Raw genomic sequence first — 13,331 nt, 5'->3', positions numbered from 1 at the left:
TGTCAGCGGCCGGCTGAATTCACGGCGGAATTCAGCGTGCCGCCAATGCGGCTTCCGCGGCTTCCAGGGTGTTCTGCATCAACGTGGCCACGGTCATCGGCCCCACCCCGCCCGGCACCGGCGTGATCCAGCTGGCGCGTTCGGCGGCCTCGTCGAACCCCACGTCGCCGACCAGCCGGCCATCGTCCAGGCGGTTGATGCCGACGTCGATGACCACCGCGCCGGGCTTGACCCAGGCGCCCGGGATCAGCCCGGGACGCCCCACCGCCACCACCAGGATGTCGGCGTCGCGGACCCGCGCCTCCAGCACGTCGGCGGGGGTGAACTTGTGGCAACTGGTCACCGTGCAGCCGGCGATCAGCAGTTCCAGCGCCATCGGCCGGCCGACATGGTTGCTGACGCCCACGATGGTGGCGTTCTGGCCCCGTACCGGCCGATCCGTGTAGGCCAGCAGCGTGGTGATGCCGCGTGGCGTGCAGGGGCGCAGGCCGAACTGGCGCAGGGCCAGATGGCCGACGTTGGCCGGATGGAAACCGTCCACATCCTTGCGCGGGTCGATCCGCTCGATCAACCGGCTGGCGTCAGGAATGCCCGGCAGCGGCAGCTGCACCAGGATGCCGTGAATCTTCGGATCCGCGTTCAGCCGATCGATGAGATCCAGCAGTTGCGCCTCGCCGGTGCCTTCCGGCAGATCGTAGTCGTAGGCGTGGATGCCGACCTTCTCCGCCGCCCGGCGCTTGTTGCGCACGTACACCGTGGACGCGGGGTCGCCGCCCACCAGCACCACTGCCAGCCCCGGCCGGTCCCCACCCGCGGCCAGGCGCGCGTCGACCCGCGCCTTGAGTTCGTCGAGCAGATTTTCGGCAACGCGGCGGCCGTCCAGGATTCGGGCAGTCATCGGGATCTGAGGGGAGCGGAGCGGTGTAAAGTCCCGCCATTGTCCCCGATTCCGGCAATCCTGTGTGGATGCGCCATTTCCGGGACGCCACCGACGGTCTCCCCATGAACGACACCACCGCCCTCGAAGCCGCCGCCTTCCGCCGCCTGCTCCAGCACCTGAACGAGCAACGCCCGGACGTGCAGAACATCGACCTGATGATCCTGGCCGGCTTCTGCCGCAACTGCCTGGCCGACTGGTACCGCGACGCCGCCATCGAACAGGGCGTGCCGCTGGACAAGGAACAGGCCCGCGAGCACATCTACGGCATGCCCTTCTCCGAGTGGAAGGCCCGCCACCAATTGCCGGCCACGCCCGAACAACTGGCCGCCTTCGAGGCCGCGCAGAAGCGGCATGGCTGAGGCGCGCGGGCGGCGCATGTGGCCGTGGCTGGCCCTCGCCGCCCTGCCCTTGCTACTGTGGCTGGCGCTGTGCGCGGGCATGTACGTGCAGCAGCGCCACTTCATCTACTTCCCGCAGGCCACGCGGACCGGTGCCCCCGACACCGACTTCGCGCTCGATCGCGACGGCCTCGCGCTGCGTGGCTGGCAATTGCATCCGGGTCAACGGGACGCGCTGATCTACTTCGGCGGCAATGCCGAGCGCGTGCATGACAACGCCGCCGACTTCGACCGCAGCCTGCCGGACTGGACGGTCTATCTGCTGCCCTACCGGGGATACGGCCCCAATCCGGGGGAACCGGGCGAAGCCGCGCTGGTCGCCGACGCCCTGGCCCTGTACGACGAAGTCCGCAGGCGCCATCCACGGGGCCGCATCGCGGTCGTCGGTCGCAGCCTGGGCAGCGGTGTCGCGGTGCAGGTCGCCGCCCGGCGCCCGGTCGATCGCCTGGTCCTGGTCACGCCATTCGACAGCCTGTCCGACGTCGCGGCCACCCACTATCCCTGGCTGCCGGTGCGCTGGCTGCTGCGTGATCGCTACGACTCGGCACGCTCCCTGCCCGCCCATCGTGGCGAATGGCTGGTCCTGCGCGCGGGACGCGACCGCGTGGTGCCGCCCCGCAACACCGATCGCCTGATCGCCGCCGCATCGACACCGCCGCAAGTCGTCGCCTTCCCGGAAGCCGGCCACGACGATCTCTCGCTGTCGCCGCGCTACTGGTCGGCGATGGCGGCGTTCCTGCGGGCGGACACCGACGTGCCCCGTCCCCGCTGAGCCGTCATTCCTCTTCTTCTTCGCCGATGACCTCGGCGGCTTCGTCGTTGAGCGCCCTGGCCTCGCGGCGCGGCGGCGTGAATGGCGTCGGCGTCGGCTTGAACGGCTGGTTGCCGCGCAGCAGCGGAATGCCGGCGCGCACGTCGCCGGCGGCGAGTTCCAGTTCGAACCGTTCCGCGTCCAGGCGGCGCACTTCCGCGGCGATGCTGGCGGCTGCGTCTTCCGGCACGCCCAACTGGATCAGCGCGGCCTGGCCGAATTCCACCGCCGATTCGAAGGTTTCGCGAATCTGGAAATCGACTCCGGCGGCGACCAGCGCCAGCGAGTGCTCGCGATCGAAGGACCGCACCAGCAGTTTCGCCTGCGGGAACTCCTGTCTGGCCAGTTCGACGATCCGGCTGGCCGATTCCCGCTTGTCGATGCACACCGCGATGGCGCGCGCGCTGTCCGCGCCCGACGCATGCAGCACATCCAGGCGGGTGCCGTCACCGTAGTAGATCTTGAAGCCGAATTCCTCGGCGCTGCGGATCATCTCGATGTCGTTGTCGATGATGGTCACGTCCACGTCACGCGCCAGCAGCGACTGGCTCATCACCTGACCGAAACGGCCGAAGCCGATGATCAGCACGCTGCCGCTCAGCCCCTCGGCCTTGTCCACGCCCTCCAGGTTGGCCTGGGTCTTGGGCGCGAAGCGACGGAACAGGGTGGCGAACAATGGAGTCAGCGCCATCGACAGCACCACGATCGCGGTGAGGTTGGCGGCGATCTCCGCATTGATGACGTGGGCCGCCGCCGCCGCGCCGAACAGCACGAATGCGAACTCGCCGCCCTGCGCCATCACCACCGCCCGGTCCAGCGCCTCGGCGTGGCAGGTCCGGGTCAGCCGCGCGACCACGTAGATGGCGATGGCCTTCACCAGCATCATCGCCAGTACCGCGCTCAGGATCAGCGGCCAATGGCCCCACACCACGCCCAGGTCCAGGGCCATGCCCACGCCCAGGAAGAACAGGCCGAGCAGGATCCCGCGGAAGGGTTCGATGTCCGCTTCGATCTGGTGGCGGAAGGTGGATTCGGACAGCAGCACGCCGGCCAGGAAGGCGCCCATCGCCATCGACAGGCCGCCCAGTTGCATCAGCAACGCCGCGCCCAGCACCACCAGCAGCGCGGCCGCGGTCATCACCTCGCGCGCGCGCGCCGCGGCCAGGATCCGGAACAGCGGATTGAGCAGCCAGATGCCCGCCGCGACTAGTCCGGCCACCGACGCCGCGGCGATGCCGATGCCGATCCAGCGCGACTCGCCGCCGCGCGCGGCCACGTCCGGCGACATCAGCGCGACCACCGCCAGCAGCGGGACGATCAGCAGGTCCTCGAACAACAGGATGGAGACGATCCGCTGCCCGCGCGGCAGCGCGATGTCGCCACGCTCGCCCAGCAACTGCATGACCACCGCGGTGGAAGTCAGCACGAAGCCCATCGCGCCGATGAACGAGACGGGCAGTGAATAGCCGAACGCCAGGCCCACACCGGTCAGGGCGGCCGCGCAGGCCAGGATCTGCAGCGTCCCCAGCCCGAAGATCTCGCCGCGCAGGCTCCACAGGTGCGAAGGCCGCATCTCCAGTCCGATCACGAACAGGAACATCACCACGCCCAGCTCGGCCACATGGAGGATGGCCTGCGCATCGGAAAACCAGCCCAGCCCGAACGGCCCGATCAGCAGGCCGGCGGCAAGATAGCCGAGTACGGAGCCGAGGCCGAGGCGGCGGAAGATCGGCACGGCGACGACAGCCGCGCCCAGCAGGGCGACGACCTTGACCAGGTCGCTGGTGGTGGATTCAACGGACATGCCGTCAGTCTAGCGTCACCGGCCGCGATCCGACGCCCGGATTACGCCGCCACTTTCCGGAGCACCCGTATCAGGCGCCGGCGCCGGGTGCCGGCGCCCTGCCCCGGCGCAGCGCCCGCGTTTCCCAGACGGCCACCCCGACCATCACCAGGGTCGTGCCGATGCCCAGCGCGAGCGCCGAAGGATGGGCCAACGCCGCCCAGCCAACCATCGACGCGAGCGCCGCCAGGCCCGCCAGATGCGAGAGCGGCGGGAAACGGCGGTCCCAGATGATCCATTTGAACAGCGCGTTGCCGATCAGGTAGAGCGCCGGGCCACCGAGGATCGCGACCACGCCGACCGGCGTGGCGTGATCCGGGTGCACCAGCACCAGTTCGTCGGCCACGGCGCAGACAATGATGCCCGCCACAATCAGCAGGTGCGCATAGGTGTAGGCCACCCGCGCCAGGCGTCCGGGATCCTCCGAATGCGCGATGCGATGGCTGCCGTGTTCCGCGCCCGAGTCGAAGTACACCCACCACATCGCCACGCTGCCCAGGAAGGCGGCCAGGAACGCCGTCACGGTGACCGGTGTCCAGGCCAAGCCGGCGAAGGTCGCGCCGGTGACCAGCAAGGATTCACCCAGCGCGATAATCACGAACAGCATGCACCGCTCGGCCAGATGCGCTCCGTCCACGTCCCAGTCGCTGGTCCGCGACCGGCCCAGACCCGGCACCCGGAAATACAGCGCCGGCGCCACGTACTCGATGGCCAGGGCGATGAGCCAGCAGATCAGCCGCTGCTGACCTTCCACCATGCCTCCGGCAAACCAGAACGCACCGGACAGCAACAGCCATAGCGCGATCCGCAGGAAGTTGTCGCGCTGTTCCGGATGGCCGCGGAATGCGCGGACCATGAACAGCGACCGCCCGACCTGCATGGCTGCGAACAGGGTGCCGAAGACCAGTCCCCCCTCGCCGAACGCCTTCGGAATCGACGATGACACCACCAGCCCGCCCAGCATCAGCGCGAACAGCAGGACGCGCACCGCGGTGGTGTCCGGATCCAGCCAGTTGGTGCACCAGGAGGTGAAGATCCACAGCCACCAGATGGCCAGGAACAGCACCGATGTCTGCAGGAAACCGGCCAGCCCCAGATGCGCCAGCAGCGTATGCGACAGTTGGGTCACCGCGAACACGAAGACCAGATCGAAGAACAGTTCGGTCATCGAGACCTTGCCGCTGTCGCGCTGGCCCCGTGAACGCAGCCACGAGGAGTGTTGCGTGGAAGCTTCTTTCATGGATGCCGATCCCGGGGCGTCAGTGCGGGCGGGTGCGCAGCCACCAGCCCACCGCCAGCGCGACCGGCAGCGCGTAGATGAGCAACTGGATGGGCAGTTCCTCCGACAACGAATAGCCATGCGAGAGGCCGGTGCGGAGATTCCAGGCCACCACGCCAAGCCAGGCGACGGCGAAACCGCCTGCCCACGCGCCGCGGCGCGCGACGGGCGCGAAATGCATGGCCGCCGCGGCCAGCAACAAGCCCAGTACGATCAGGATCAACGTGCGCATCCGATACCCTCCGCGTCGGGAACTACCGTCATTGCATCAGCGCCCGCCCATTGCCCCGGGAGCCTGGGAGCGAACATAACCGAAGGCCCGGAGGCGCGTCACGCCTCCTCGAATCACCCTTCCTCACGCGCCTCCCGGGGGCGGCATGGCGCCGGTTCAACCGACGCCGCAGAACCTGGCGTAGTCGATGTAGCCGGGGAATGGCACGCCCGGCGCGCACACCGGACAATGCGGGTCGGCGCGCAACCGGGTTTCGCGGAAGCGCATGCCGAGAGCGTCGAAGTGCAGCAGCCGCCCGGTCAACGGCTCGCCGGCGCCAAGCAGCAGCTTGATCACCTCGGTCGCCTGGAGCAGCCCCACCACCCCAGGCAGGACTCCCAGCACGCCGGCCTCCGCGCAATTTGGCGCGAACTCCGGCGGCGGCGGTTCCGGGAACAGGCAGCGGTAGCACGGCGCCTGGCCCCGATGGCGGCCGGCGTCGAACACGCTCACCTGTCCCTCGAAACGCTGCACTGCGCCGTACACCAGCGGCTTGCCGAGCTTCACGCAGGCATCGTTGAGCAGATAGCGCACCGGGAAGTTGTCCGCGCCGTCGAGCACCACGTCCACGCCTTCCAGCAGCCGCTCCACGTTTGCCGAGGTCACCCGCTCCTTCACCGCTTCGATGCGGGTGCCGGGATTGAGCGCATTGAGCGTGGCCTGGGCCGAATCGACCTTGGGCTGACCGATGCGTGCGTCGGTATGCAGGATCTGCCGCTGCAGGTTGCTGCGGTCAATGATGTCGTCGTCGGCGATGCGCAGGTGACCGATGCCGGCGGCGGCCAGATAGAAACCCGCCGGCGAGCCCAGGCCGCCGGCGCCAATCATCAGCACGCGCGCCGCGCGCAGCTTCTTCTGCCCTTCGACGCCGACTTCCGGCAATAGCAGATGACGCGAATAGCGGTCATAGAAATCGGTGGCCTCCGCATCCAGTTGCGGCTTCACCATCGGCAGCCCGTCCGCCATCCAGCGACTGGTACCACCGGCGACCGACAGCAGTTGCGTGTAGCCGCCAGCCTGCAAGGCCCTGGCCGCATCCATGGAGCGGCCCCCGCGCTGGCAGATCAGCACCACGGCGCGTTGCGGATCGGGAAGATGGCGGGACGGGTCGGCCAGCAGATCGGCCTTGGCGAGTCCGATGGCGCCTTCGGCCTGTCCGCCCACCCGTTCATGTTCCTCGCGCACGTCGATGAAGACGGCTCCTTGGGCGAGGTGCTCGCGCACCTGCGCCGGACTGATTTCACGGATGTCCATGCGCGGATTATCGCGCAGTTCGACCGGCGCGGCGGAACCGGCGCGGGCTCAGTACGGAAGGACTTCCACCACGTCGTCGACGGCGTAGGCGCGCTCGCCTTCCGGCAGCACGATCAGGGCATCGCTGTCGGCGGCGCCGCGCAACCGGTGCGAAGCATCGGCGGCGTTCGGCATGACCCGCACGACGCCGTCCGCGCCCGGTTGCAGGCGTCCGCGCAGGAACTCGTGGCGGGCATGGGTCTTGCGCCAGGGGCCGGCCAGGCGCGCATGCCAGCGTGGCCGTGGCTCCGTCCGCCCCTGCAATCCGTCCAGCAGCGGCACCCCCAATGCCAGGAAGGTCGCCAGCACCGAAACCGGGTTGCCGGGCAAGGACAGGAACAGCGCCCGTTCCCGTTCGCCGAACAACACCGGCATGCCGGGCTTCATCCGCACTTTCCAGAAATGGACCGTGCCGTTCGCCGCCAGGAAGCCGGGCAGGAAATCCTTCTCTCCCGCCGAAACGCCGCCGCAGGTGAGAACCAGATCGAAGGCCGCCGCCGCGTCTTCCAACTGGCTGCGGATCCGCTCGGGATCGTCGGGCAGTGTCGGCCAGGCGGTCGGCTCCAGGCCCTGCTGGCGCAACAGGCCCATCAGCAGATCGCGATTGCTGTTGTAGATGTGGCCCGGCGGCAACGGCAGGCCGGGTTCGACCAGTTCGTCGCCGGTGGTGAACACCGCGACGGTCGGACGCGGCACCACCGCGACCTCGGCGATGCCCAGTGCGGCCAGCAGGCTCACCCGGGTCGGCGTCAGTACTTGCCCGGCGCCCAGCAGGTGCTCGCCCGCCACCACATCCTCGCCGGCCCGGCGGATGTCCGCCCCGGGCCCGGGCACGTCCACCAGTTCGATCCAGCCATCGGCGTCCTCGCGGACCTCCTCCTTGATGACCACCGTATCCGCGCCCGCGGGCATCGCCGCGCCGGTGGTGATGCGGACGCAGCACCCCGGTTCCAGGTGCGCCCCAGGCGCCGCGCCCGCGTACTGCGCGCCGACGATGCGCAGGCGGGGTGGCCGGCCGGCGGTCGCCAGATCGGCGTGGCGCAGCGCGAAGCCATCCATCCGGCTGTTGTCGAAAGGCGGCAGCGCCATCGGCGCGACGATCGCTTCCGCCAGCACGCGTCCTTCCGCCCGCCGCAATGCGATGCGTTCGGACGGTCGCGCGCGTCCCGCCGCGACGGCGCGGAGCACTGTCAACGCCTCATCAATCGCGATCCGGCCGGGGATCTCCGCGCGCATTCCGGCAGCCGCCCTACTTGTTGCGCTTCACGTGCCGGATCAGCCGGCGCTTGCGCGCGATCTGACGATCGCTGAGTTCGTTCTTCTTGCCTTCGTAGGGGTTGGCGCCTTCCTTGAACAGGAAACGCACCGGCGTGCCGACCAGCTTGAAGCGCTTGCGGAAGAAGTTTTCCAGGTAGCGCTTGTAGGATTCCGGCAGGACCCGCAGGCGGGTGCCGTGGACAACGAAGGTCGGCGGGTTGCTGCCGCCCGGATGCACGTAGCGCAGCTTGGACACGTGGCCGCGGATGCTCGGCGGCGGATTGGATTCATATGCCACCTCCAGCGCCTTGTTGATCTCGCTGGTGGTGAATTCGCGCGTGGCGGACGCGTGAGCACGATGGATGGCGCGGAACAGCTCGCGCATGCCGGAACCATGCTTGGCCGAGATGCGCACGGCCTCGGCCCACTCGACGAAGCTGAGCTTGCGCGACAGCAGCGCTTCGGCCTGCTCGCGCTGGTAGGTGGTCAGACCATCCCACTTGTTGATCGCCACCACCAGCGCGCGGCCGGCATCGAGGATGGCGCCCAGCACGCTGGCGTCCTGGTCGGTGACGCCCTCGGTCGCATCGAGCAGCAGCACCGCGACCTGGCACTGCTCGATCGCCTGCAGCGTCTTGACCACGCTGAACTTCTCGACCGCCTCGTCGACCCGCGACTTGCGGCGCAGGCCGGCGGTGTCCACCAGCCGGTACTGGCGACCGTCACGTTCCAGATCCACGGCGATGGAGTCGCGGGTCGTGCCGGGCACCTCGGACGCAATCATGCGCTCCTCGCCCAGCAGCCGGTTGACCAGGGTCGACTTGCCGACATTGGGACGACCGACGAACGCCACCCGCATCCGGCCCGGATCGTTGTCCAGTGTTTCCGCCCCGCCCTCCTCGGGCAGGCGCTCCAGTACCTGTTCGAGCAGATCGTCGATGCCCTGCCGGTGCGCGGCGGAAATCGTCATCACGTCGTCGAAACCGTAGCGGGCGAACTCGGCGAGCGCGCCGGCCTCGTCCACGCCATCGATCTTGTTGATCACCAGCAGGGTCGGCCGGGCGGCCTTGCGCAGCCAGCGCAGGATGTCGTCGTCCAGCGCCGAGGGACCTTCGCGGCCGTCGACGATGAACAGCACCAGGTCGGCTTCCTCGGCCGCCGCACGGGCCTGGCGCGCGGTCGCGCCGGCCAGGCCCTCTTCCTCGCCGGCGATGCCGCCGGTGTCGACCACGACGAAGGACTGGTCCGCGTCCGGCCGGCATACGCCGTAATGGCGGTCGCGGGTCACGCCCGGCTGGTCGTGGACCAACGCGTCACGACTGCGGGTCAGCGCGTTGAACAGTGTCGATTTACCGACATTGGGACGGCCCACCAGGGCGACGAGCGGAAGCATGGATTGAACCGGAAAGAGGAAGGGGAAAGCGGGAAACAGGCCGGAACAGCGGCTGGACCGGGGGCGGGTCATTCCCGGCCGGGGCGCGCGGAAGCCTGTCAGGCAGGTTCCGCATGATGCCGAGCCGGCCCGGAAAAGGGAACTCGAAAACGGAAAGCGGCCCGGTGCGCACTCGCTCCGGGCCGCTCTGTGCCGCGTCTCAGGCGCTTACTTGAAGCGGAATGCGGTCAGTTCGCCTTCGACGTTCTGGATGACAAGGATGCCATCGGCCACGACCGGCTTGGCCCGGATGGCCTTGCCTCCGGCGCGCGCGCGCGCGGCCTCGTCACCATTGTCCAGCTTCAACCAGTGCACGTAGCCGTCGAAATCGCCCACCACCGCGTAGTCGCCATGGATGGACGGCGCGGTCAGCGAACGCCGCAGCATCTTCGGATTGGACCAGGTGGCGTTGCCGGTGTAGCGATCCAGGCCCCACACGGTGCCGCCCTGGTCGGCGACCACCACGTAGCTGCTGGTCACGCCCATGCCACCCGGGCCACCGTTGTCGCGCTGCCACAGCGGGCGCCCGCTGGGACCTTCGATGGCCACCGTTTCCTTCTTGTAGCTGGTGGCGAACAGGGTCGTGCCGTCCAGCACCGGGGGACCATCGACGTCGGCCATGCGATCCAGTTCGCTGCGACCGTCCGCGCCGCCGACGGTCTGGCTCCAGACCTGGCGGCCGTCGCGCAGCGACAGGGCCGCGACCGTGCCGTCGTCGTTGCCGACGAAAGCGACGCCCGGGCCCAGGGTCACCGGCGCGTTGCCGCGCACGGTCAGGCTGGGCAGTTCGCTGTTCCAGAACCAGCGCCGTTCGCCGCTGGCGGCGTCAAACGCGCTCACCCGGCCGTCGTTGGTCCGCACCAGCACGTATCCCTGGCCGACGGCGGGCGCCGTGATGACCTCGTTGGGAACCTTGGCGCGCCACTTCTCGGTGCCGTTGCTGGCATCCAGGGCAATCACGCGGCCATCCAGCGTGCCGATCACGACCAGGCCGTCACCGGCACCCGGACCACCCGAGAAACGCCATTGAATCTTGCGCTTGGCAGCCTTCTTGGCGAGCTTGGCGGCCTCCTTGCGGGCGCGCTTGGCGGCCTTGGTTTCTTCCTCGCCGGCCGCCGGTTCCTCGGCCACCTGGTCAGGCTGGGCGGCATCGCCGGCGCGGGTCTTCTCGGGCTTGAAGTGCCAGACTTCCTTGCCGGTCTGCAGGTCGAACGCACGCACGCCGCCTTCGACCGCCGCCGCGTACACGCGGCCATCGGCGACCGCCGGCCCCTGCTGGAGACCCAGTCGGCCTTCGCCCTTGCCGGCGTTGGCGCTCCACAGCTTGGCCACTTCGACCGACGGCGTGAAGTCGACCAGTTCGGTCGGCTCGGTCGGCTTCTCGTCCTTCTTGTTGCCGCCGAACCAGCCCTTGACGGTGCTGCAGCCCGACAGGACCAGCGCCAACACGGCCACGGCCAGCAGCCGCTTGCTCATCGCATTCCCTGCCATCACGCGGACTCCCCGCTCTTCGGCGGAACACCGCCCGCATCGGTCAGTTTCAGTTCCACCAGACGCCGCTGCGGCGACGCCACGTCGAGTCCGGTCAGCGCCTTGGTGTACGCATCGCGTGCCTCGGCCAGCTTGCCACCGGCAACCAGCGCGTCACCGCGGATTTCGAGACTGGTCGAATCCTTGGCATCTGCCACCAGCTTGAGCGCCTCATCGTGCTTGCCCGCATCGATCAGCAGGCGCGCCAGGCGCTGCTGGACGATCGCATGCAGGCTGGAGTCCGCCTTGATCGCGCGCAGCGTGGTGATGGCTGCATCGCGCTGTCCGGCGTCCACCTGGGCCTTGGCGAGCTGCAGCGCGGCCAGATCCGCGTAGACACCGCCCTTGCCGCCCAGCGAGGCGACCGCGGCTTCGGCCTTCTTGAGGTCGTTGGCGGCAATGCCGTCCACCGCCTTCTCGTAATTCAGATTGGCCTGCTCGTCCTGCTGCTGGCGGTTCTTCTGCCACCACTGCCAGCCAAAAATCACCGCCAGGCCCAATGCGACGCCGCCAATCAGGCCGGCACCATTGTTCCTGAGCCAATTGCGGACGCGTTCGCCCTGTTCGTGCTCGTCGAGCAGATCATCAATCGCCATGCGTACTCTTGCCCCGTCCGACCGGGGTCTTGATCTTGGTTGGACAAACCCGCGGGCGGGTCAGTCGGCGACCGGCGCGAGGGAACCGTCAGAGGATACCGTAAAGCGCGCAACATTCGCGCGCCGATACGGCGTCAGGTCCACCGTACTACCGGCATGCTGAACCTCGACCGCCGCCGCATTGCCCAGGACGATGCGCCCCACCTGGCCCGCCTGGTAGCTGCGCTGGTCACCGGCCTTGAGCAGCGCCTGTTCGACGCTGCTGCCGTCCGGCGCCACGATCTGGACCCAGCTGTCCCCCTTGAACACCAGACTCAGCGCGGTTTCCGGCGCCCGGCTGATGGGCGGGGTCAACGATGCCACGTAGGGCGTCGCGACCGCGCGCTCGGCTGGCGCATTGGCGGTGCCCGGCGCGGCCGCGGTACCGGTCGGCTTCTCCGGCATCACGTCCAGGGACGCGGTGGTCTGGTTGCCATTGCCCGCCAGGTGCGGACGGGTGGCCATCCAGATCGGCGTCGCGATGACCGCGGTGATCACCACATAGACAGCCCGGCGCTTGGCGCTTTCGAAAATCCGCTGCGCCTTGGGCGTGTAGCTGTGGCTGACCAGTTCGGCCGGCCGCACGGTCTCGAGATCGGCCTGGGCCAGGAAGGGATCGATGTCGACCTTCAGCAGCCGCGCGTAGCTGCGCAGCTGTCCGCGGACGAACACCGGCGCGCCCAGCTGCGACCATTGTTCCCCTTCCAGGGCCTGCAGCACCTTGAGCGGCATTTTCAGCCGGTTCCCCACGTCCTGCAGGCTGAGACCCGCCTTCTCACGCGCGTCCCGCAGGAACGCGCCGCAGCCCTGCAGGTGCTGCGTATCAATCGAGTTGGAACCCGTCATTGTTCTGCCTTTCCCCCAGTTTGAGCGTCTGACGCGTCGGGGAACTCCGCCCGAAGTTGCTGAACATATCGCCCGGCAGCGGCCCTGTCGCCGAGTCTTTCTTCGATTTGTGTTGCAAGTTTTAGCACGTCGGCCGTGGCCGATGCAGCCGCCAGGCGGCGTTCGACGAACGCCCGGGCCTCGAAGTAGCGCCCGGCCCGGTACTCGCTTTCGGCCATGGAGGCCAGCGCGTAGGCATTGCGGGGATCCAGCACCAGCGCCTGGCGCAGGTCGCGCTCGGCCCGCTCGTGCTGGCCGGCCTTGGCCGCGCAGCCCCCTGCATTGGCCAGCGCGGCGGCTGGTGTTTCGTAGTCGGCGTCCTGCAAGGCCCGGTCGAACCACACCAGCGCCTCGGCCGGGAAGCCGTTGCTGCACAGCCAGACGCCATAGTTGTTCTGTTCGGCGCCCCGTCCCGGCGCCAGTTCGGTCGCGCGTTTGTAGTGCTCGCCCGCCTGCTTGGCCTGGCCGCGCTGGTCGGCCAGCAACGCCAGCAGCGTCTGCACGTCCGCCGACTGCGGGGCCACCTTCAGCGCGGTCCGGGCATGCCGCTCGGCCGTCTCCAGGTCACCGGCCTGCAACCGCTGGGTCGCCACGGCCACGGCCTGGTCGGCCTCCATCCTGCGCTTGGTCTCGGGGTTGTCGACGACCCGGTAGGTCGGTGCGACCTGCTCGCCGTCGGTGCGTTCGACCTTGGGTCGGATGAAGGTCAGCCGGCTGCAGCCGGCAGCCACCAGCGTCAGGGTCAACAAGAACAGGA

Annotated in this window: 13 protein-coding genes; 2 read left to right on the top strand and 11 right to left on the bottom strand. The window is 68.8% G+C overall.

Annotation, left to right across the window (positions count from 1 at the left end):
• Positions 1 to 31: 31 nt before the first annotated feature.
• Entirely contained in the window at positions 32 to 898 is an 867-nt protein-coding gene (gene folD / locus ACTHN1_RS14280; protein WP_440471598.1) for a bifunctional methylenetetrahydrofolate dehydrogenase/methenyltetrahydrofolate cyclohydrolase FolD, read from the bottom strand.
• A gap of 104 nt (positions 899 to 1,002) precedes the next feature.
• Between folD and ACTHN1_RS14275 the strand changes: the two genes are divergently transcribed.
• Both ACTHN1_RS14275 and ACTHN1_RS14270 read left to right on the top strand, forming a co-directional pair.
• Positions 1,003 to 1,299 carry a DUF1244 domain-containing protein gene (locus ACTHN1_RS14275; protein WP_440471597.1) on the top strand — a complete coding sequence of 99 codons (297 nt, stop codon included), beginning with the start codon at positions 1,003 to 1,005 and terminating at the stop codon, positions 1,297 to 1,299.
• The gene (locus tag ACTHN1_RS14270; RefSeq protein ID WP_440471596.1) at positions 1,292 to 2,110 is read left to right on the top strand and encodes an alpha/beta hydrolase; all 819 of its coding nucleotides are present in this window, start codon (positions 1,292 to 1,294) and stop codon (positions 2,108 to 2,110) included. The genes ACTHN1_RS14275 and ACTHN1_RS14270 overlap by 8 nt, the downstream gene beginning before the upstream one ends.
• A 4-nt stretch (positions 2,111 to 2,114) precedes the next feature.
• On the opposite strand, the gene ACTHN1_RS14265 is transcribed toward ACTHN1_RS14270, so the two are convergent.
• The 10 genes from ACTHN1_RS14265 to pilW all read right to left on the bottom strand — a co-directional run bounded on the left by ACTHN1_RS14265 (position 2,115) and on the right by pilW (position 13,329).
• Complete coding sequence (locus tag ACTHN1_RS14265) at positions 2,115 to 3,953, bottom strand: monovalent cation:proton antiporter-2 (CPA2) family protein (RefSeq protein ID WP_440471595.1); 1,839 nt, start codon at positions 3,951 to 3,953, stop codon at positions 2,115 to 2,117.
• 70 nt (positions 3,954 to 4,023) lie between these two features.
• Positions 4,024 to 5,232, bottom strand: a complete 1,209-nt coding sequence (locus ACTHN1_RS14260; protein WP_440471594.1) for a low temperature requirement protein A — start codon at positions 5,230 to 5,232, stop codon at positions 4,024 to 4,026.
• A 19-nt stretch (positions 5,233 to 5,251) separates the two neighbouring features.
• Positions 5,252 to 5,503, bottom strand: a complete 252-nt coding sequence (locus tag ACTHN1_RS14255; protein WP_440471593.1) for a hypothetical protein — start codon at positions 5,501 to 5,503, stop codon at positions 5,252 to 5,254.
• 156 nt (positions 5,504 to 5,659) lie between these two features.
• Positions 5,660 to 6,796 carry a molybdopterin-synthase adenylyltransferase MoeB gene (gene moeB / locus ACTHN1_RS14250; RefSeq protein WP_440471592.1) on the bottom strand — a complete coding sequence of 379 codons (1,137 nt, stop codon included), beginning with the start codon at positions 6,794 to 6,796 and terminating at the stop codon, positions 5,660 to 5,662.
• 48 nt (positions 6,797 to 6,844) lie between these two features.
• The gene (locus ACTHN1_RS14245) at positions 6,845 to 8,071 is read right to left on the bottom strand and encodes a molybdopterin molybdotransferase MoeA (RefSeq protein WP_440471591.1); all 1,227 of its coding nucleotides are present in this window, start codon (positions 8,069 to 8,071) and stop codon (positions 6,845 to 6,847) included.
• Between the two features lie 13 nt (positions 8,072 to 8,084).
• Positions 8,085 to 9,485 (bottom strand): ribosome biogenesis GTPase Der, encoded by a 1,401-nt coding sequence (der, locus tag ACTHN1_RS14240; RefSeq protein WP_440471590.1) that lies wholly within the window; start codon positions 9,483 to 9,485, stop codon positions 8,085 to 8,087.
• 207 nt (positions 9,486 to 9,692) lie between these two features.
• Positions 9,693 to 11,000, bottom strand: a complete 1,308-nt coding sequence (gene bamB / locus ACTHN1_RS14235) for an outer membrane protein assembly factor BamB (RefSeq protein ID WP_440471589.1) — start codon at positions 10,998 to 11,000, stop codon at positions 9,693 to 9,695.
• A gap of 14 nt (positions 11,001 to 11,014) precedes the next feature.
• Complete coding sequence (locus ACTHN1_RS14230) at positions 11,015 to 11,650, bottom strand: YfgM family protein (protein WP_440471588.1); 636 nt, start codon at positions 11,648 to 11,650, stop codon at positions 11,015 to 11,017.
• Between the two features lie 60 nt (positions 11,651 to 11,710).
• A complete protein-coding gene (locus tag ACTHN1_RS14225; RefSeq protein ID WP_440471587.1) occupies positions 11,711 to 12,535 on the bottom strand; it encodes a helix-turn-helix domain-containing protein in 825 nt (274 codons plus the stop codon).
• On the bottom strand, positions 12,532 to 13,329 hold the full coding sequence (pilW, locus tag ACTHN1_RS14220; protein ID WP_440471748.1) for a type IV pilus biogenesis/stability protein PilW: 798 nt from the start codon (positions 13,327 to 13,329) through the stop codon (positions 12,532 to 12,534). The genes ACTHN1_RS14225 and pilW overlap by 4 nt, the downstream gene beginning before the upstream one ends.
• Positions 13,330 to 13,331 lie beyond the last annotated feature (2 nt).

Origin of the sequence: Pseudoxanthomonas sp. (genome assembly GCF_051953815.1) — a bacterium.
Classification (GTDB): Bacteria; Pseudomonadota; Gammaproteobacteria; order Xanthomonadales; family Xanthomonadaceae; genus Pseudoxanthomonas_A.
Note: the sequence above shows the minus strand (reverse complement) of the source record. Positions and strands in the feature narration are given on the sequence as shown.